The 17000-nt window shown below is 69.4% G+C and carries 13 protein-coding genes; 8 read left to right on the top strand and 5 right to left on the bottom strand.

The genetic code is table 11. The features are described from left to right. Position 1: 1 nt before the first annotated feature. Positions 2-1384, top strand: coding sequence for an APC family permease (locus tag ACZYYX_RS08885; RefSeq protein WP_463814052.1), 1383 nt, complete (start codon positions 2-4; stop codon positions 1382-1384). Here ACZYYX_RS08885 and ACZYYX_RS08880 read toward each other — a convergent pair. The 3 genes from ACZYYX_RS08880 to ACZYYX_RS08870 are packed head-to-tail and all read right to left on the bottom strand — an operon-like array spanning position 1355 to position 5930. After that, positions 1355-2173, bottom strand: a complete 819-nt coding sequence (locus ACZYYX_RS08880) for a sulfurtransferase (protein ID WP_463814051.1) — start codon at positions 2171-2173, stop codon at positions 1355-1357. The genes ACZYYX_RS08885 and ACZYYX_RS08880 overlap by 30 nt on opposite strands. Beyond that, positions 2170-5304, bottom strand: a complete 3135-nt coding sequence (locus ACZYYX_RS08875; protein ID WP_463814050.1) for a helicase HerA domain-containing protein — start codon at positions 5302-5304, stop codon at positions 2170-2172. The genes ACZYYX_RS08880 and ACZYYX_RS08875 overlap by 4 nt, the downstream gene beginning before the upstream one ends. After that, positions 5304-5930 (bottom strand): hypothetical protein, encoded by a 627-nt coding sequence (locus ACZYYX_RS08870; protein ID WP_463814049.1) that lies wholly within the window; start codon positions 5928-5930, stop codon positions 5304-5306. The genes ACZYYX_RS08875 and ACZYYX_RS08870 overlap by 1 nt, the downstream gene beginning before the upstream one ends. Positions 5931-5968: 38 nt before the next feature. On the opposite strand from ACZYYX_RS08870, the gene ACZYYX_RS08865 reads away from it, so the two are divergent. Genes ACZYYX_RS08865 through ACZYYX_RS08855 form a run of 3 tightly spaced genes read left to right on the top strand, consistent with a single transcriptional unit; the run spans position 5969 to position 10046 of the window. Continuing rightward, positions 5969-6652, top strand: coding sequence for a TVP38/TMEM64 family protein (locus ACZYYX_RS08865; RefSeq protein WP_463814048.1), 684 nt, complete (start codon positions 5969-5971; stop codon positions 6650-6652). Continuing rightward, positions 6652-8985, top strand: coding sequence for an AAA family ATPase (locus ACZYYX_RS08860; protein WP_463814851.1), 2334 nt, complete (start codon positions 6652-6654; stop codon positions 8983-8985). Before ACZYYX_RS08865 ends, ACZYYX_RS08860 begins: the two co-directional genes overlap by 1 nt. 11 nt (positions 8986-8996) lie before the next feature. Further along, positions 8997-10046 carry a threonine aldolase family protein gene (locus ACZYYX_RS08855; protein ID WP_463814047.1) on the top strand — a complete coding sequence of 350 codons (1050 nt, stop codon included), beginning with the start codon at positions 8997-8999 and terminating at the stop codon, positions 10044-10046. On the opposite strand, the gene ACZYYX_RS08850 is transcribed toward ACZYYX_RS08855, so the two are convergent. Beyond that, entirely contained in the window at positions 10012-10899 is an 888-nt protein-coding gene (locus tag ACZYYX_RS08850) for an Lrp/AsnC family transcriptional regulator (protein WP_463814046.1), read from the bottom strand. The two genes, ACZYYX_RS08855 and ACZYYX_RS08850, sit on opposite strands and share 35 nt — an antisense overlap. A 185-nt stretch (positions 10900-11084) precedes the next feature. Here ACZYYX_RS08850 and ACZYYX_RS08845 point away from each other — a divergent pair, with 185 nt between their 5' ends. The 4 genes from ACZYYX_RS08845 (at position 11085) to ACZYYX_RS08830 (ending at position 16430) form a co-directional block, all read left to right on the top strand. Then, on the top strand, positions 11085-12608 hold the full coding sequence (locus ACZYYX_RS08845; RefSeq protein ID WP_463814045.1) for a purine-cytosine permease family protein: 1524 nt from the start codon (positions 11085-11087) through the stop codon (positions 12606-12608). Between the two features lie 3 nt (positions 12609-12611). Further along, complete coding sequence (gene speB / locus ACZYYX_RS08840; RefSeq protein WP_463814044.1) at positions 12612-13559, top strand: agmatinase; 948 nt, start codon at positions 12612-12614, stop codon at positions 13557-13559. Positions 13560-13931: 372 nt separating this feature from the next. Next, positions 13932-15233 carry a DEAD/DEAH box helicase gene (locus tag ACZYYX_RS08835; protein WP_463814043.1) on the top strand — a complete coding sequence of 434 codons (1302 nt, stop codon included), beginning with the start codon at positions 13932-13934 and terminating at the stop codon, positions 15231-15233. Positions 15234-15284: 51 nt separating this feature from the next. Next, the gene (locus tag ACZYYX_RS08830; RefSeq protein WP_463814042.1) at positions 15285-16430 is read left to right on the top strand and encodes an NAD(P)/FAD-dependent oxidoreductase; all 1146 of its coding nucleotides are present in this window, start codon (positions 15285-15287) and stop codon (positions 16428-16430) included. A gap of 11 nt (positions 16431-16441) precedes the next feature. Here ACZYYX_RS08830 and ACZYYX_RS08825 read toward each other — a convergent pair whose 3' ends face one another. Continuing rightward, positions 16442-16984, bottom strand: a complete 543-nt coding sequence (locus ACZYYX_RS08825; protein ID WP_463814041.1) for a YceI family protein — start codon at positions 16982-16984, stop codon at positions 16442-16444. Positions 16985-17000 lie beyond the last annotated feature (16 nt).

The following is a 17000-nucleotide window of genomic DNA, read 5'->3' as shown; positions in this document are numbered from 1 at the left end:
CATGAGCACAGATTCGGGCGCGTTCCTCGCCGACCCCAACGAGGGTCATCTGAAACGGGCACTGGGCCTGCCGTCGCTGGTGCTCTTCGGCCTCGTCTACATGGTGCCGCTGACGGTGTTCACCACCTACGGCATCGTCACCGAGACTTCCGGCGGCCGGGTGCCGACGTCCTACGTCGTCACCACGATCGCGATGGTGTTCACCGCGCTGTCCTACGCCCGGATGGCGGCCGCCATCCCGGTGGCGGGTTCCGCCTACACGTATACACAGCGGACGTTCGGTGCGCCCGTGGGCTTCCTCGCCGGCTGGTCACTGCTGCTCGACTATCTGTTCCTGCCGATGCTGAACTACCTGGTGATCGGGCTGTATCTGAACGCCGCCGTCCCCGCGCTTCCCGCGTGGGTGATCGTGCTCGTCTCGATCGCGATCGTCACGGTGCTCAACATCGTCGGCATCGTGTCGGTGGCGCGGGCCAACTTCCTGATCATCGCGATCCAGGCGATCTTCATCGTGGTGTTCATCGCGCTGGCGCTGTCGAAGATCTCCGGCTACGGCACCGTCGATCTGATGGCACCCTTCACCGGCGACGGCAGCGCGGGCGGCATGAGCCCGGTTCTGGCCGGTGCCGCGATCCTGTGCCTGTCGTTCCTGGGTTTCGACGCCGTGTCGACGCTGTCCGAGGAGGCCCGCGACGCCAAACGCACCGTGCCGCAGGCGATCATGATCGCGACCATTGTGTCCGGCATCATCTTCATCGTGCTGTCGTATGTCTCGCAGCTGGTGTTCCCGTCCAACCAGTTCGAATCCGTCGACACCGGCTCGACGGACGTGATGCTCGCCGCGGGCGGGTCGTTCGCCAACGTGTTCTTCACGGCCGCCTACGTCGCCGGCGCGCTCGGTTCGGCGCTCACCTCACAGGCGTCGGTCGCGCGCATCCTGTTCGCCATGGGCCGTGACGGCATCCTGCCGCGCAAGGTGTTCGGCCACGTCTCGATCAAGTTCAGCACCCCGGTGTACGCCATCATCACGGTCAGCGTCATCTCGCTGCTCGCACTGGTGATCGATCTCGCGATCCTGGCATCGGTGGTCAGTTTCGGTGCGCTGGTGGCGTTCTCGGTGGTCAACCTGTCGGTGATCAAGCACTACTTCGTCGATCAGCGGCAGCGCAACGTCGTGCTGAACGTGGTGCTGCCGGCCATCGGCTTCCTGTTGACGGTATGGCTGTGGACCAGCCTGTCCGGGGAGGCCCTGACCATCGGATTGATCTGGCTGGCCATCGGTTTCGTCTGGCTGGCCGTCGTGACGCGCGGCTTCCAGCGGCCCACCCCCGTCCTCGATCTCGAGGAGACGGGGTCACTCGCCGAGAGCGACCGGGCGCACTGACTCGGCGCTGTACTGCGACCACGAGCCCGGGAACAGTGCCGCGTCCACCCCGACCGACGCGAGGGCGGCCACGACAAGGGACGCCGTGACACCCGACCCGCAGTAGACGGCGGGGTGTGCGCCGACGGACCCGAACCGAGAGGTGAGATCGTCGGCCAGCGTCCCGTCGGCGGCGAGCAGGCTGGTGCTGGGGACGTTGCGTGCGCCGGGGATGTGTCCGGCCACCGGGTCGACGGGCTCGCTGTCGCCGCGGAACCGCTCGGGCGCGCGGGCATCGATCAGCACCGGCGCCGCGGCCGCCTCGTCGGCGGTGACCGTCGGCAACGCACCGTCGTACAGGTCGTCGTGGGCTACGGTGACGTCACCGGGCTCGACGACCTCGGTGCCCGAACGTAATTCACCGCGCCAGGCGGACAGGCCGCCGTCGAGGATGCGGACGTTCGGGATACCGGCGGCGGTCAGCACCCACCAGGCCCGCGCCGATCCGGCCCGGTTCCAGTCGTCGTAGACCACCACCGGAACGCCGGTGCGGACGCCCCAGCGCCGCGCGGCGGCCTGCAGCGCCGCGCCCGACGGCAGCGGGTGCCTGCCTCGCCCGGTGACGCTGTGGTCGGACAGCTCGTCGTCGAGCGACACGTATACCGCGCCCGGCAGGTGAGCGTGCCCATAGGCCTCGGTCCCGTCGGGTTCGGGCAGCGACCACCGGACGTCGAGCAGCGTGACGGGCTCGCCGCGCTCGAGCATCCCGGCCAGTTCCGCGGTACTGATGAAGACGTCCGTGCCGCTCATCGCTGCGCCGCCAGAGCGAGGACCTCGTCGGCCGACGGCGGGCTCGACGGATGGTAGGACAGGCACCACGGTTCGACGACGCGGTGGAACGACTCTCCTTCGGTCGCGACGTAGAAGTTGCCCGCCCGCAGCCGGCTGATGTCGTCGACGAGTCCACCCTTGGCCCTGGCCATCTCGCGCGCCGTCTCGATCTGCGCGGGCGCGTTGAGCAGCCCGTAGAACTGGGTGGCCGCGTTGCCGGGGATGTTCAGGTTCAGCCCCTTGGGCGCCTGCGTGGCGAACACCAGCCCCAGACCGTATTTACGGGCCTGGGACGAGAGAGCCAACGTGCTGCGGGTGCACGCCGTGAAACCCCGTGCGGGAGCGAAGTTCTGCGCCTCGTCCATCACGAGCAGGCCACCGAGCGGCCGGTCGCCCGCGGGGTTGCGTTTGATCCACGCGAACAGCGCCATCTGCAGCTGGTTGACGAAGCTCTGCCGCTGCTCGTCGGACGGCAACCCGATCATGCTGATCACCGATACCCGCGCGCGGTAACCGTCGGAGGGGGTGAGCAGAATCCCCGGGTCCACAGGGGTGCCCGCGCCGCCGAACAGCGGGTCGTTGACCATCGCGGCGCGCAGATTCTGGGAGAGGTCGTCGGCGATCTCGTGCGCGCCGGCCATGTTGCTGACGTCCTCCGGCAGATCGGCCAGCAGACCGACGAATCCGGCCAACGTCGGATCGGTCGTTCTGCCGTAGTGCTGCAGGGCTTCTCGCAACACTGCCCGCGCGCGGGTGGCCTTCGGGGTCTTGCCGGTGATCAGCGCCTGCGGTTCCAGCGCCGAGCACGCAGCTTCGACGGCTTCGTAGAATTCGTCGTGGTCGTCGACGACGCTGGCGAAGTCGGGCAGCGGCTGGAAGCTCAGCGGACGACCGCTGGTGCGTCGCGGCGTCCAGATCGTGACCTCGGTGGAGCGCAGGTAGTCCTCGGCGCGGTCGTCGTCGGAACGGTGCCACCCGTCGGGCTTCTGCGGCCACACGGTGCCCAGTCGGGAGAGGTCGTTGTTCGGGTCCAGCACGATCGAGGACACGCCGCGCAGCGCGCACTCCTCGACCAACCTGCGGATCAGGACGGTCTTGCCCGATCCTGATCCGGCGAAGATCGCGACGTGTGTGCGCAGCGCCGACATCGGGATCGACACCGGTTCGCCGCTGTGGAGGTCGCGGCCCAGCGGCACCTCGCTGTCGGGGACGTCGACGGCGGGCGTCTCGTCGACGGGCTCGTCCACAGGCTCACTCCCGGTATCGATCTCGGGCTCGTCCTCGACCACCCCCTCACCGAGGGTGTCCGCCAGCAGCGTCATCCGGTGCGCGGGCCGACGCGTCCGTAACCACCCCGCCAGTCCGGGATCGTCCTCGGCGAACAGGTCGCGCAGCGCGGCCATCGTCCGCACGTCGTCCTCGGACACCGGAACCGTCGCGCCACCCCACGCGTGGAACGCCGCGAGCTCCTCGGCGGTCTTCTTCCCCGTCGGCCAGGGCGTGTTCCGGATCAGGAACAGCTGGCGCCGGCCGGCTCCAGGCCCGAAACCCGCTGCGGTGATGGCTTTTCGAACCCGGCTCAGCGCGGCGCTGGCATTGTCGGCCGCGACGGCGCGAAAGGCCCAGTGCCGTTCGTCCTCGGTCGTGCTGTCCAGCGTCTCGCGCAGCCGGGCGTGCAGCGTGACATGCGTTCCTGGCGGCGGGTCGCAGGCGAAGGTCTGTTCACCGTCGCGTTCGGCGATCCACGCGGTCAGTGCCGCGCCGAGCAGTTCGGGCATCGTGATGTCCTCGCCATCGGAGGCGGTCGCCGCCGACGGCACCGCACGCCGCCGGTACTCGGCGAACCGGCGATCGAGGACCGCGCCCTCCTGACCAGACCCACTGTCCGACAACGTCTCCCACACCACGTCCTCGCCCGCCAGGTGGTGCAGTTCGGCGACGTCGCCGTGCTTGAGGCACTCGCGGACGTGGGTGTCCGCGCGGATCAGCAGCTGTCGAGGCGTGTAGGACGGCGCGTCGTCGAACGCTTCGGGCGCGATCGGCCAGCTCGGGTACGGCGGCGTGAAGCCGACCGCCCGATAGCTGGCGGTGAAGCGGCGCTCCAGGATCGCCCGCCCGATGTCGGCGGTCGGCAGTGGCGTGAGCACCCCGGTGACCCGGAAGCGGTCGGCCACACTGGCGGTCGCCGTGTCCCGGATGTGTTCCCACACCGCGGGCAGGCACGCCACCACCGGCACGGTCCGCCGCATCGTCTGCCGCACCGCCATCAACCCGTGGGCGACCTGCTCGAGAACGATGTCCCCGCCGGTGTCACCGTCGTCGGAGGCGGATTGGCCTGTGGCGGCAAGCGATTGCGCGATCAGCGTGTCGATCTGGTCGACGGCCAGCACCGCAGGGCCGGCCAGCGCGACCAGCCTGGCGATGTCGCGCACGCATTCCTGCGCCGAGGCGGGCGCGGTCCGCAATCCCCAGGGGCCACGCTCCTCGGCGGTGAACTCCTCACTGCCCTGCAGGAATCCCTCGCCGATGTCGTGGGCGATGAAGTCGTTGGACGCCAGCAGAACCAGTGCGCGCAGCGCCTGATGGCATTGCCGCACCGTCTCTTTCGCCGACGGCTCCTTGGCCAGGGCCATCACGAAGCGGTACAGCGTCTCGGCGTCCAGGTCGTCGTCGCCGACCAGCGCCCGCCGATCGGCACGGGAGACATGCGCCAGCGAGGCCAGCTCCCAGAGCACGTCCTTGAGTTGGGTCTCCAGCCGATGTCCCGGTCTGCCGAGGCTCTCCAGCACGCCGCTGCGCACCGACTCCCAGAAGCTGGCCGCGTCGAGCAGTTCGACGACGAAGAAGAAGCCGCCGTCGGTCTGCACGCGCTCACGGATCTGGCCCAGCAGATGCGTCTTGCCCGAGCCGGCGGGGCCGCGGATCACTACACCCAGGGGGCTGGATTCCGGGTCGGCCTGCGCGTCGCCGAACGCCGCCATCACGTCGTCGACCGCGGCGTCGTTGAGCCCGCTGACGTGAGTGGCGGCCTGCGGACGCCACAGGTCGTCGCTGGTGGGCGCCCAGGTCAGGCGCAGCGCGGTCAGCGCTTCTCGCTGTGATGCGTCCATCAGCCCTCGATCGCGATCAGATGCTTGGGCCGGTCACCGATCAGCACGGCGGCGGCACGGTCTTCGTCGGTCAGCTGTTTCTGGTTCTCCTCGGGGATCACACTCACCCCCGGCCTGCGGTGCAGCGCGGCCAGCGCGGCGTCGACGGCGTCGCGCGGGGCGTCGAGCTCGGCGCGCAGCCGGCGCAGCGGCACCCAGCCGCCGGGCCGCGGTGCCAGCTCGGTGTAGACCGCGCGGATGCGGTCCTCGACAGTCGGCGTGTGCGCTGGCGCGTCCCCAGGGCCGAACACGTCCGCCAGACTCAGGTGCGCGGTCTCGAGGTAGCGGCCCAACCCCGCGAGGATCGTCTGCAATGCCTTCGCCGGACCGGTGGCTCGCGCTGGTGGTGGCGCATCGAGCAGTTCGCGGCACAGTCGCCAGCCGCGGTCGGTCAACTCGTGGACGTACCGGTTGCCGACCCGCTCGGAATCGATCAACCCCGAACGGTTCAGCTTCTCCCGTCCCGCCTTGTCCAGCGCGGGGCCCAGAGCTGCCAGCTCGGAATTCGGCACGGGCTTGGCCCGGGCCATCAAGACCAGCAGCACCGCGCGTTCGGTTCCCGTCAGCTCCCCCGGCGTCGCAGTCACCCTGCCAACTTAAGCGCTACGGCAGGATGGCTCTCGGCATGGTTGACCCCGAACACACTCCGGAGACGTCGCGACGCCGCCACATCGTGCGGCTCGCGCTGTTCGTCGCGGTCTTGGCCGTGCTGTTCTACCTGACCGCGATACGCCAGGTCATCGACGTCGCCGAGGTGCGCTCGTTCATCGAGTCCGCCGGCCCGCTGGCGCCGCTGGTCTACGTGGCGGTGTCCTCGGTCCTGGGCGCGGTGCTGGTGCCCGGCCCGCTGCTGGCGGCCGGCAGCGGCTTCCTGTTCGGCCCTGTGCTCGGCACGTTCGTCACGCTGGGTGCCACGGTGGGCTCGGCGGTGCTGACGTCCGTGGCGGGGCGGCGCGCGGGGCGGGAGAGCGCTCACGCGCTGCTGGGGCCCGAGCGCTCCGCGAAAGTGGACGCGCTGATCCGCCGCGGCGGGCTGTGGGCAGTGGTCGGTCAGCGCTTCGTGCCGGGCATCAACGATGCACTGGCGTCCTACACGTTCGGCGCCTTCGGCGTGCCGGTGTGGCAGATGGCGGCCGGCGCGGTGATCGGTTCGGCGCCCAAGGCGTTCGCCTACACAGCGCTGGGCTCGTCCTTCGGTTCGTTCTCGGCGCCGCTGCTGATCGCCGCGATCGTCGTGTGGTGCCTGACCGCCGGCGCCGGGGCGTACGCCGCGCACCGCGGCTGGCGGGCCTGGCGGTCCAAGCCGTGATCGTCCTGACCGACGAGTTCCGCCACGCACTCGACCGACTCGGCGCCGGCGGGCACGTGTTCCTGACCGGCAAGGCCGGCACCGGCAAGTCGACGCTGATCCGCCGGTTCCTGGCCGACACCGATCGCAGCGTCGTGGTGGTGGCGCCGACAGGTATCGCCGCGCTCAATGTCGACGGGTACACCATTCACCGGCTGTTCGGTTTCCGGGCGACGACGACGCTGTCCGACGTGCGCGGCGGCGACTACCGGCCCGGCCGATTCACCAGGACGTTGGCGTCGTTGCAGACGCTGATCATCGACGAGGCGTCGATGGTGCGGGCCGACATCTTCGACATGATCGCGGCGGCGCTCTCCCGGTTCGGTCCCGCGCCGGGCACCCCGTTCGGGGGCGTGCAGATCGTGCTGGTCGGTGACCTGTATCAGCTGCCGCCGGTGGTCAGCGAGCACGAAACCGGGTACTTCAGTTCCACCTACGAGACGCCGTACTTCTTCTCGGCTCAGTCGTTCCGCCGTGAGGACTTCCCGACCGTCTCGCTGACCACCGTGTTCCGCCAGCTCGGCGATGACCGAATGACGGCCATTCTCAACGAGATCCGCGAGGGCGTGCTCCTCGGACACGCCCAGGAGCAGCTCAACGCCCGCGCCGACAAGGACTTCGTCCCGCCCGACGATGAGTTCTGGCTGACCCTGGCCCCCACGAACCGTCTGGTGACGGCGCGCAACCGGCAGCAGCTCGAGAGGCTTTCCGGTGACGAGTTCGTCCATCAGGCAAAGGTTTCCGGTGATCTGAGCCTGTTCGATCCACCGGTCGAGGAGACGCTGCGGTTCAAGGTGGGCGCGCAGATCATGATGGGCAACAACGATCAGGCCGACCGCTGGGTCAACGGCAGCATCGGTCGCGTCGTCGGGGTCGGCTACGACCGGTACGGCGCCGTGGTCGAGGTGGAGTTCCCGGACGGCTCGTGCGTCGACGTGGCCCCGTTCAGCTGGGAGGCCACCCGGCCGGTGCTCGACGGCGGCACGCTGAGCCGCGAGGTGATCGGCTCCTACACGCAGCTGCCGTTCAAGCTGGCGTGGGCGATCACGATCCACAAAAGCCAGGGGCAGACCCTGGACCGCGTGGTGGTCGACCTGACCGGCGGCATGTTCTCCACCGGGCAGCTCTACGTGGCGCTGAGCCGCTGCACCTCACTGTCCGGTCTGGTGCTGAAAAGGCCTGTGCTGCCGAAGGATCTGAAGATCGATCGGCGGATCGCGCGGTTCCTGCGGGGCGACGACGGCGCAAGGCCGCGCCGGTTCTGCGCGTTGGGGATGCTGACGGTGGGTGACGAGGGCCGGATGTCGCGGCCGCGGCCAGTGGAGTTCGCGGTCGCGTTCGACGACGGCACGGCGGTGTCGACGCTGATCAACCCCCAGCGTGATCTGGCCGACGCGCGCACGGCGTACGGCATCTCGGTGGCCGACGTACTACTGGCCCCCACGCTGCGCGAGGCGTGGGCGGTGATCGCGCCGATGCTCGCGGGCTTCACGCCGGTCGGGCCCGAGGTCGACGAGCAGCTGGGCCTGATCGACTTCGAGCTCAAGCGGCTCGGCTATGTCACCGCGATGCCGTTGGGCGTCGACCTCCGGGGCGAGCGCGCGACCGGACGCACCGCGCTGGAGCGGGCGCGCGCCGCGATGCACGCCCACCGCGATCTGGAGATCAGCGACGGGTCGACGGCGTTCGACGAGCCCGATGCGGTCGAGTCCGCGGGGCTGCTGGTCAGCCGGGATCCGTCGGCGCCGACACCGGCGCCCGAGCACCTGCCCGGGCTCTCAGCCCTGCTACGGATCAACCGCGACGTCGGGGCGGTGCTGCTCGGCACGCAGCCGGCGCCGGGCGCGGTGTCCGAGACGAGGTCGACGTGGGACGCAGCGGCGCGACAGACGGTGGCCGACCAGCTGAGCCGTGCTGCATCGGCGGTGCGCCTGCCTGCCGACGTCCGCGCACGCCTGCATTCCGCGTCGGTTCTGCTCGGGGTCGACCTTCTCGCGGACCTCGCCGACGCCGCCGACGACCGCGACATCGACGCCGTACTCGCTGCGGGCACGCGCATCTGTTTCACGGGGACCGCGCAGGATCCCGCGGGACGCATCGTCGAGCGCCCGGAGATGGAGGCGCTGGCGGCAGCAGCCGGTTTGGTGCCGGTCAAGACGGTGTCGAAGACGCGCTGCGACGTGCTCGTCACAGCGGAGGCCGGCACGCAGTCGGGTAAGGCGCGCAAGGCCTCCGAGTACGGCAAGCCCGTGTTCGAGGCCGAGGAGTTCTTCGCCTGGCTCGCCGGCCGCTGACCGGGGGCACAATGGCAAGCGTGCCTGTCTCCGCCGCCTTCGCGTCCGACAACGCCGCACCCGCACACCCCGCGGTCCTCGAGGCGCTGGTCCGCGCCAACACCGGACCCGCGCCGTCCTACGGGGACGACGCCGTCACCGCCGAGGCGGCCGCCGCGCTGCGAGAGGCGTTCGACTCCCCCGGTGCCGAGGTGCTCTACGCGTTCACCGGCACGGCGGCGAACATCATCGCGCTGAGCTCGGCGGTGCAGCCGTGGCACGAGATCCTGTGCAGCGACGTCGCGCACGTACTGCTCGACGAGGCGGGCGGCCCGGTAAGACTCTCGGGTGCGCAGTTGACGCGGCTCCCGAGCAGCGACGGCATCATCGCAACCGACGAGTTGGACCGCCGTGTGACCCGCCGTGGCCCGGTGCACCACTCGCAGCCACGGATCGTGACCATCACGCAGTCGACCGAGAACGGGCGCGTCTGGTCGGCGCCGGCGATCAAGGGCTTCGTCGATCACGCCCACGACCTCGGTCTGCTCGTCCACGTCGACGGCGCCCGAGTGGCCAATGCCATTGCCAGCCAACAGGTGTCACCGATCGACGCGGTCGGCGACGCGGACATCGTGACCGTGGGCGGCACCAAGAACGGCCTGCTGTTCGGCGACGCGATCCTGGTTCGCCGGCCCGAACACTTCCCCGGAATCAGCTTCGTGCAGAAGCAGATCGGCCATCTGGCCAGCAAGCACCGGTATGTGGCGGCTCAGTTCCTGGCGCTGCTGTCCGACGAGCTGTGGCTGCGCGCCGCCGCTCATGCGAACGCGATGGCGAGCGCGCTCGGCGCCGGCCTCGAGGGTCTCGGCCTCAGCTTGGCCTCGCCTGTCGAGGCGAACGAGGTGTTCGTGCGGCTGAGTCCGCTTGCCTCCGAACGGGTGTCGCGGTCCTATCAGGTGCACCAGCCCGATCTCGGGGAGCCGGTGTGGCGGCTGGTGTGCTCCTGGGCGACGACGGCCGCGGAGGTCGACGACGTGCTGGCCACACTCACTCCGGAAAACCCGACGCGTAGTTCTCCTTGACCACGTCGAGGTGCACCCAGCTCTCGACGGCGGTGACACCGGCCAGACCCCTGATCTCGTCGACGACGTCCACCAGCTGAGCCGCAGAGAAGGCCCGTACCGTGGCCAGCACGTCACACCGACCCAGCACCCGCGCGACGAAGATCGCCGCGGGCATCGCGCGCAGCGCGGCGACCACCGGCTCGGGCGCCCCGGCCAGCCGGATTCCCAGCCCCAGCGCGCTCTGCCGATCCTGCCCCGAATGCCGCACCACGGCACCGACCCGCACGACGTTGTTCGCCACCAACCGAACCACCCGCCGTCGCGCACCGGCGGCCGAAAGTCCTACGGCCGCAGCAAGATCGACATAGGAGGCACGGCCGTCGTCCTGCAGCGCACGCAGCAGCCGGCGGTCCACGTCGTCGACCGTGACACCGACCTCCCCGACCGGGCCGACCACGTCGCGGACCACCTCCACATACGACAACGTGTCGACGCCGACCACTCCCGTCACTGCCCGCACCTCTCCGATGGCCCGGTCGATATCGGCCATCGACCCTGCCCGGAACTCGGCGACCATCCCGTGGGGCCCGCTGGTCAACGACAGGAACGCGACATCGCTGCGCGTGGCGAGCGCATGCGCGATAGGCGCAGCCCGACCCGACACGACGATGCCGAGGTGCGCGAGCGCGCCGCGGCCGAGCACCGTCGGATGCACGACGCCCCGGACCACGACCTGACCCGTGCTGAGCAGTCGGTGGACCCGGGTCGCGGCCGCCGACCGGGACAGTCCGACCGCCGCGGCGATCTCGAGATGGGTCAGTCGGCCGTCCTGCTCCAGCAGGCCGACGATCGCGCCGTCAATTTCGTCCACGAATTTTCCGCCTCACCCTGCCACCAGATCGTGCGTACGCCTGGCGTGATTCTGTCATCAAAGACGGTAGTGGCACCTGCAGTCGGCATTTCACGATCACATGAGGTCCGAGCGTGATCGTATCGATTGCGCCACACCGGGAGTGGTTTTAACGTTGTCCCGATCACACTCCCCAGGAGCCGCTCATGACCTCGACTGCCGCCACCGGCCGCACCGCTCCACCGAAGGCCACCGAGGTCGAGGTCCACGGTGTCGAGCCCATCCCCGACGCCGAGCGCACCGCCGGCCCCCTCGACCTGTTCCGATTGGTCTTCGGCGGCGCGAACACCATCGCCACCGTCGTCCTGGGCACGTTCCCGATCATCTTCGGACTCTCGTTCCGCGACGCCGTGCTCGCGACGCTGGCCGGCCTGCTGCTGGGGGCAGCGATCCTCGCGCCGATGTCGCTGTTCGGCCCACGGAACGGCACCAACAACGCCGTGTCGTCGTCGGCTCACCTGGGCGTGCACGGCCGCGTGGTCGGTTCGTTCCTGTCACTGCTGACCGCGATCGCGTTCTTCTCGATCTCGGTGTGGACGTCGGGAGACGTGCTCGTCGGTGGCGCCAACCGCGCAATGGGGTTGCCGGACAACGACATCGCCGTCGGCGTGGCCTACGGCGTGTTCGCGCTCCTGGTGCTCGTCGTCTGCATCTACGGGTTCCGATTCATGCTGCTGGTCAACAAGATCGCCGTCGTCGCCGCCACCCTGCTGTTCCTGGCAGGCATCTTCGCGTTCGGCGGCGTCTTCGACCCGGCCTACGCCGGCACCCTGACCGCAGGCGATCCGCTGTACTGGCCGTCATTCGTCGGCGCCGCGCTGATCGTGATGTCGAACCCGGTGAGTTTCGGTGCGTTCCTGGGTGACTGGGCCCGCTACATCCCCCGCGACACCCCGTCGTGGCAACCGATGCTCGCCGCGTTCGGTGCGCAGATCGCCACGCTGGTGCCGTTCCTCTTCGGACTCGTCACCGCGACCGTCGTGGCCACCACCGCACCGGAATTCATCGACGGCGGTGACTACGTCGGCGGCCTGCTCGCCGTCTCCCCCGGGTGGTACTTCGTCCCGGTGTGCCTGATCGCGCTGATCGGCGGCATGTCGACGGGCACCACCGCGCTCTACGGGACGGGCCTGGACTTCTCCAGCGTCTTTCCCCGCTTCAGCCGAGTGCAGGCCACCGTCTTCATCGGCACGCTGGCGATCGTGTTCATCTTCGTCGGGCGCTTCGCTTTCAATGTGGTGCAGAGCATCTCGACGTTCGCGGTGCTGATCGTCACGTGCACGGCGCCCTGGATGGTGGTGATGATGCTGGGCTGGTTCACCCGTCGCGGGTGGTATGACTCGGATGCCCTGCAGGTGTTCAACCGGCGTCAGCGGGGCGGTCGCTACTGGTTCAGCCACGGCTGGAACTGGCGGGGGCTCGGGGCGTGGCTGATCGCGGCGGCGCTGTCGATCTGTTTCGTCAATCTGCCGGGCCAGTTCGTCGGACCGCTCGGCGATCTCGCCGCCGGAGTGGATCTGAGCATCCCCGTCGGTCTCGGCCTGGCCGCGGTGTTGTATCCGCTTGCGCTGCGGCTGTTTCCGGAGCCGGCCGACGTGTTCGGGCCTGAAGGCCCCCGGTTGGCACCCGCCGGGCCCGCCGCCAACATCCCTATCGTCTCGGAGGATTGAGCCATGCCTGTCGGACCCGTCGACGCTTCTGTCACCCCACGCTTTGCCGGACCGGCCACGTTCGCGAAGGTGCCCCGCCTGGATCAGGTGACGCGCGCGGACATCGTCGTCGCCGGTGTCCCGTTCGATTCCGGGGTGTCCTATCGTCCCGGCGCGCGCTTCGGCCCGACCTACGTGCGTGAGGCGTCGCGGCTGCTGCGGCCGTATCACCCCGCGATGGACGTGTCGCCGTTCGAGCTCGTGCAGGTCGCCGACGCCGGGGACATCTCGGCCAACCCGTTCAACATCGACGAGGCGATCGAGACCATCGAGGGTGCCGCCGCGCAGCTCACGGCCGACAACACCAAGCTGGTGACCATCGGCGGCGACCACACGATCGCGCTGCCGCTGTTGCGCGCCGCGGCGGCCACGCACGGGCCCGTCGCGCTCGTGCACTTCGACGCGCACCTCGATACGTGGGACACCTACTTCGGGGCGGCCTACACCCACGGCACCCCGTTCCGCCGCGCCGTCGAGGAGGGCATCCTCGACACCGAGGCGCTGTGCCACGTGGGTACCCGCGGCCCGCTGTACGGGAAGAAGGACCTCGAGGACGACCGCCGCTTCGGCTTCGGGATCGTGACGTCGGCCGACGTGTACTACCAGGGGGTGCGGGAGGTCATCGACCGGCTGCGCACCCGGGTGGGCACGCGCCCGGTGTACGTGTCGATCGACATCGACGTCCTCGACCCCGCCCATGCACCCGGCACCGGCACACCGGAGGCCGGCGGCATCACCAGCCGCGAGCTGCTGGAGATCCTGCGCGGGTTCCGCGGCCTGAACCTGGTGGGCGCGGATGTCGTGGAGGTCGCACCTGCCTACGACCACGCTGAGATGACCGGGGTGGCGGCTGCGCATGTGGCCTACGACCTGGTGTCGCTCCTGGCGCTGGGAGCTGCAGCCCAGGATTGACCGTGGTGTCGGCCCACTGTCAGCGACAGTGTCGGCGGTTGGTGAGGTGAGCTCGATTTCCGCCGACAAAGTCGCTCAGGGTGGGCGGGTGGCCCTTGTCACATCCTTCGCAACATTCGGCTCGCCTGATCACGTGCGGTAGGGTGGAGTCACACCGGCCGGTTCACACCAGGCCGGTGCGTCGTGAAACGCAAGCCATCGACAGTGGCGCCGGCACTCTTGCCAGGCCGCCCCGGCCTGATGGCTCGCGGACCTACACAGATAAGTCACGGCGATCGATGGTGCCCACCGGCACTCTCGCCACCCTGTGTTGAGGACCGCGCCCGACGTTGCGCCGCCTTGGCACACCAATGCCTGAAAGGCAATCGAAAGTTGAACAGCGACAAGAACTTCGCCGATCTCGGCGTGTCCCAACCCCTGATCGACGCGCTCACCGCGCGTGGGATCACCTCCCCGTTCCCCATCCAGCAGGAGACCCTGCCCGACACCCTGGCCGGCCGAGACGTGCTCGGCCGCGGCAAGACCGGCAGCGGCAAGACGCTGGCATTCTCCCTGCCCCTGGTCAGCCGCCTCGCCGGCAGCAAGCGCCGCCCGTCGCATCCGACAGGCCTCGTCCTGGCGCCGACGCGCGAATTGGCCACCCAGATCTCGGCTGCCCTCGCACCGCTGGCCGCTGTGAACAACCTCACTGTCACCACCATCTTCGGTGGCGTCTCACAGCACCGGCAGGTCACGGCGCTGCGTGCCGGCGTCGACATCGTGGTGGCCTGCCCGGGCCGGCTCGAAGACCTGATGAAGCAGAAGCTGGTCAGCCTCGACAGCGTGGCTGTCACGGTCATCGACGAAGCCGACCACATGGCCGATCTCGGCTTCCTGCCTGGTGTCACCCGCATCCTTGCCGCCACCCCGGCCGGCGGGCAGCGGATGCTGTTCTCCGCGACGCTGGACAACGGCGTCGACAAGCTGGTCAAGCGCTTCCTGCGCAACGAGGTGCTGCATTCGGTCGACACCCCGGAATCGCATGTGCCGGCCATGACGCACCACGTCTTCCACGTCGCCGGCCCTCAGGACAAGAAGGATCTGGTGCACCGGCTGGCGTCGGGCACCGGGCGCCGAATCCTGTTCATGCGCACCAAGCATCACGCCCGCAAGATGGCCAAGCAGCTCACCGATGCCGGTATTCCGTCAGTTGACCTGCACGGCAACCTGTCTCAGCCGGCTCGCGATCGCAACCTGGCCGCATTCAGCTCGGGCGAGGTCCGCGTGCTGGTCGCCACCGACATCGCCGCCCGCGGCGTACACGTCGACGACATCGAACTCGTCGTGCACATCGATCCGCCCGCCGAGCACAAGGCGTATCTGCACCGGTCCGGCCGCACCGCTCGTGCCGGCAGCGCAGGCGACGTCGTCACGGTGGTTCTGCCCGAACAGCGCAGGGAGACACAGGCTTTGCTGCGTCGCGCCGGGATTCAGGTGGCTCCTCAGCAGGTGACCGCCCATTCCGAGGCTGTGCACAAGGTGGCCGGTGAGGTCGCGCCGTACCGGGCTCCGGTCGAGCGTGCGGTCGCGCCGTCGCGCCCCTCGGCTTCGGCCGCACCGCGGCGCTCGCCGGGTTCTGCGCGTCGGCGGTCCCGCCGTCCCGCGACGTCCGGAGGCCGGTCGCACCAGCGCTAAGCGCCCCCGCGGCACAGGCGTGAGCCGAGGTTCAGTGGGTATGCCGGGCCGATGTCTGATCCCGGCTTGCTCGTCATTGGCAGCGGCCCGGCGGGTCTGGGTGCCGCCGAGGCCTACCGCGCTCGACGTCCCGACAGTCCGATCCGCATTCTCACCGCCGACGGCCGGCACCCGTACAGCCGACCACCGCTGAGCAAGGAATTCTTGCGCGGTGAGACCGACGACGTCGAGATGCATCCGCAGCAGTGGTTCGACGAGCACGCCGTCGAGGTCACCCATGGCGCCGCCGTGGAACGCATCGACGTCGATGAGCGCGTGGTGGTCGCCGACGGGCAGCGATACGCCTACGACGCGCTGGTCATCGCGTGCGGGGCGAGTCCCAGTCCGCTTCCGGTGCCCGGCGGGGAACGTGCACTGCAGTTGCGGTCGCTCGACGATGCGGAGAAGCTGCGTGCCGCCGTCGGTGCAGCGCAGACGGCGGTGGTGATCGGTGCGGGCTTCATCGGCTGTGAAGCCGCGGCCTCGATGGCGATGCGGGGGCTCTCGGTGACCCTCGTCGCCCCCGATGAGGTGCCTCAGCAGAAGCGTCTCGGCGACGAGGCCGGGCAACGCCTTCGGCAATTGGTCGAGCAGGCAGGAGCCCGGTATGTCGGCGGCGCGAAGGTGACCTCACTGGACGATCGGTCAGTCCATCTCGACAACGGCGACGTATTGATCGCCGATGTCGTGCTGGCGGCCACCGGTGTGACACCCAACAGTGCGGCGGCCGAGACGGCGGGCCTGGCCATGCAGGACGGTCGCATTCTCGTCGACGAGCACATGCGCTCGAGTGTGTCCGGGGTGTACGCCGCCGGTGACGTCGCCGTTGCGGTCAATGCGGGCGCCGGGCGGGCGTTGCCGATCGAACACTGGCAGGACGCAGCTGACCAGGGTGAGGTCGCCGGAGCGGCGGCAGCCGGCGACGACGAGCCGACGTGGTCTGGTGTGCCGGGGTTCTGGACGTCGATCGGCGACGCCGACGTCAAGTACCACGCCTGGGGTGACGGGTACGACGACAGCCGATTCGTCGAGCACGACGACGGCTTCACCGTCTGGTACTCATCCGACGGCGCGACTGTAGGGGTTCTCACGTTCAACGCCGACGACGACTACGACCGCGGCGAGAAGCTCATCACGGAACGCAAGCCCGCTCCGTAGGTCACTCGTCGTCAGTCCTTTGGGTACTCCGCGCGGAACGACACGGTCACGGGGTCGGCGACCTTCACGGCGCCCATCATCAACGAGTACGGCGTGAGACCGAAGTCGGCGTGGCTCACCGCGGCGTCGCACGTCATGCGCCACGCCGCGCCCAGATCGTTGACGCGAAGGTCCACTGACCGCGGGCGGGTCTTGCCGTGGATCTCGAGCGTGCCGGTCAGCTGGTAGCCCCCGTCGGTAGCGGTGACGATCTGGTCTGCCGAGAACCGGATCTGCGGAAAGCGCTTGGCGTCCAACGTCTTCAGCGCATTGGAGCGAGCGAGCGACTTCTCCACGCCGGAGAGGCCTTTGACTCCGCCCTCGCCGCGCAGCACCTGCAGGGAGTCGACGTCGACGATCACGTCGACCCCGGCTGGTTCGTCGCCGGACCACGTCACCGTCGCGTGCCATGCCGTCATCGCGAGGACCAGCCGATGCCCCATCGCGGCGGCAGGGCCGGTGACGCCGGTGGTCACCAGCAGCTCGCCGTGCGAAGGGTCCAGCATCCAGGTCATCAGTCGACGCTACCGA

The sequence above is a fragment of the Mycobacterium sp. IDUB_1 genome (assembly GCF_055419625.1).
Note: the sequence above shows the minus strand (reverse complement) of the source record. Positions and strands in the feature narration are given on the sequence as shown.

Bases quoted from the DNA above. Each gene is read 5' to 3' on its own strand.
- ACZYYX_RS08875 (WP_463814050.1), bottom strand. From the start codon at position 5,304: ATGGACGCATCACAGCGAGAAGCGCTGACCGCGCTGCGCCTGACCTGG.
- speB (WP_463814044.1), top strand. From the start codon at position 12,612: ATGCCTGTCGGACCCGTCGACGCTTCTGTCACCCCACGCTTTGCCGGA.
- ACZYYX_RS08830 (WP_463814042.1), top strand. From the start codon at position 15,285: ATGTCTGATCCCGGCTTGCTCGTCATTGGCAGCGGCCCGGCGGGTCTG.
- ACZYYX_RS08880 (WP_463814051.1), bottom strand. From the start codon at position 2,173: ATGAGCGGCACGGACGTCTTCATCAGTACCGCGGAACTGGCCGGGATG.
- ACZYYX_RS08865 (WP_463814048.1), top strand. From the start codon at position 5,969: ATGGTTGACCCCGAACACACTCCGGAGACGTCGCGACGCCGCCACATC.
- ACZYYX_RS08855 (WP_463814047.1), top strand. From the start codon at position 8,997: ATGGCAAGCGTGCCTGTCTCCGCCGCCTTCGCGTCCGACAACGCCGCA.
- ACZYYX_RS08885 (WP_463814052.1), top strand. From the start codon at position 2: ATGAGCACAGATTCGGGCGCGTTCCTCGCCGACCCCAACGAGGGTCAT.
- ACZYYX_RS08825 (WP_463814041.1), bottom strand. From the start codon at position 16,984: ATGACCTGGATGCTGGACCCTTCGCACGGCGAGCTGCTGGTGACCACC.
- ACZYYX_RS08845 (WP_463814045.1), top strand. From the start codon at position 11,085: ATGACCTCGACTGCCGCCACCGGCCGCACCGCTCCACCGAAGGCCACC.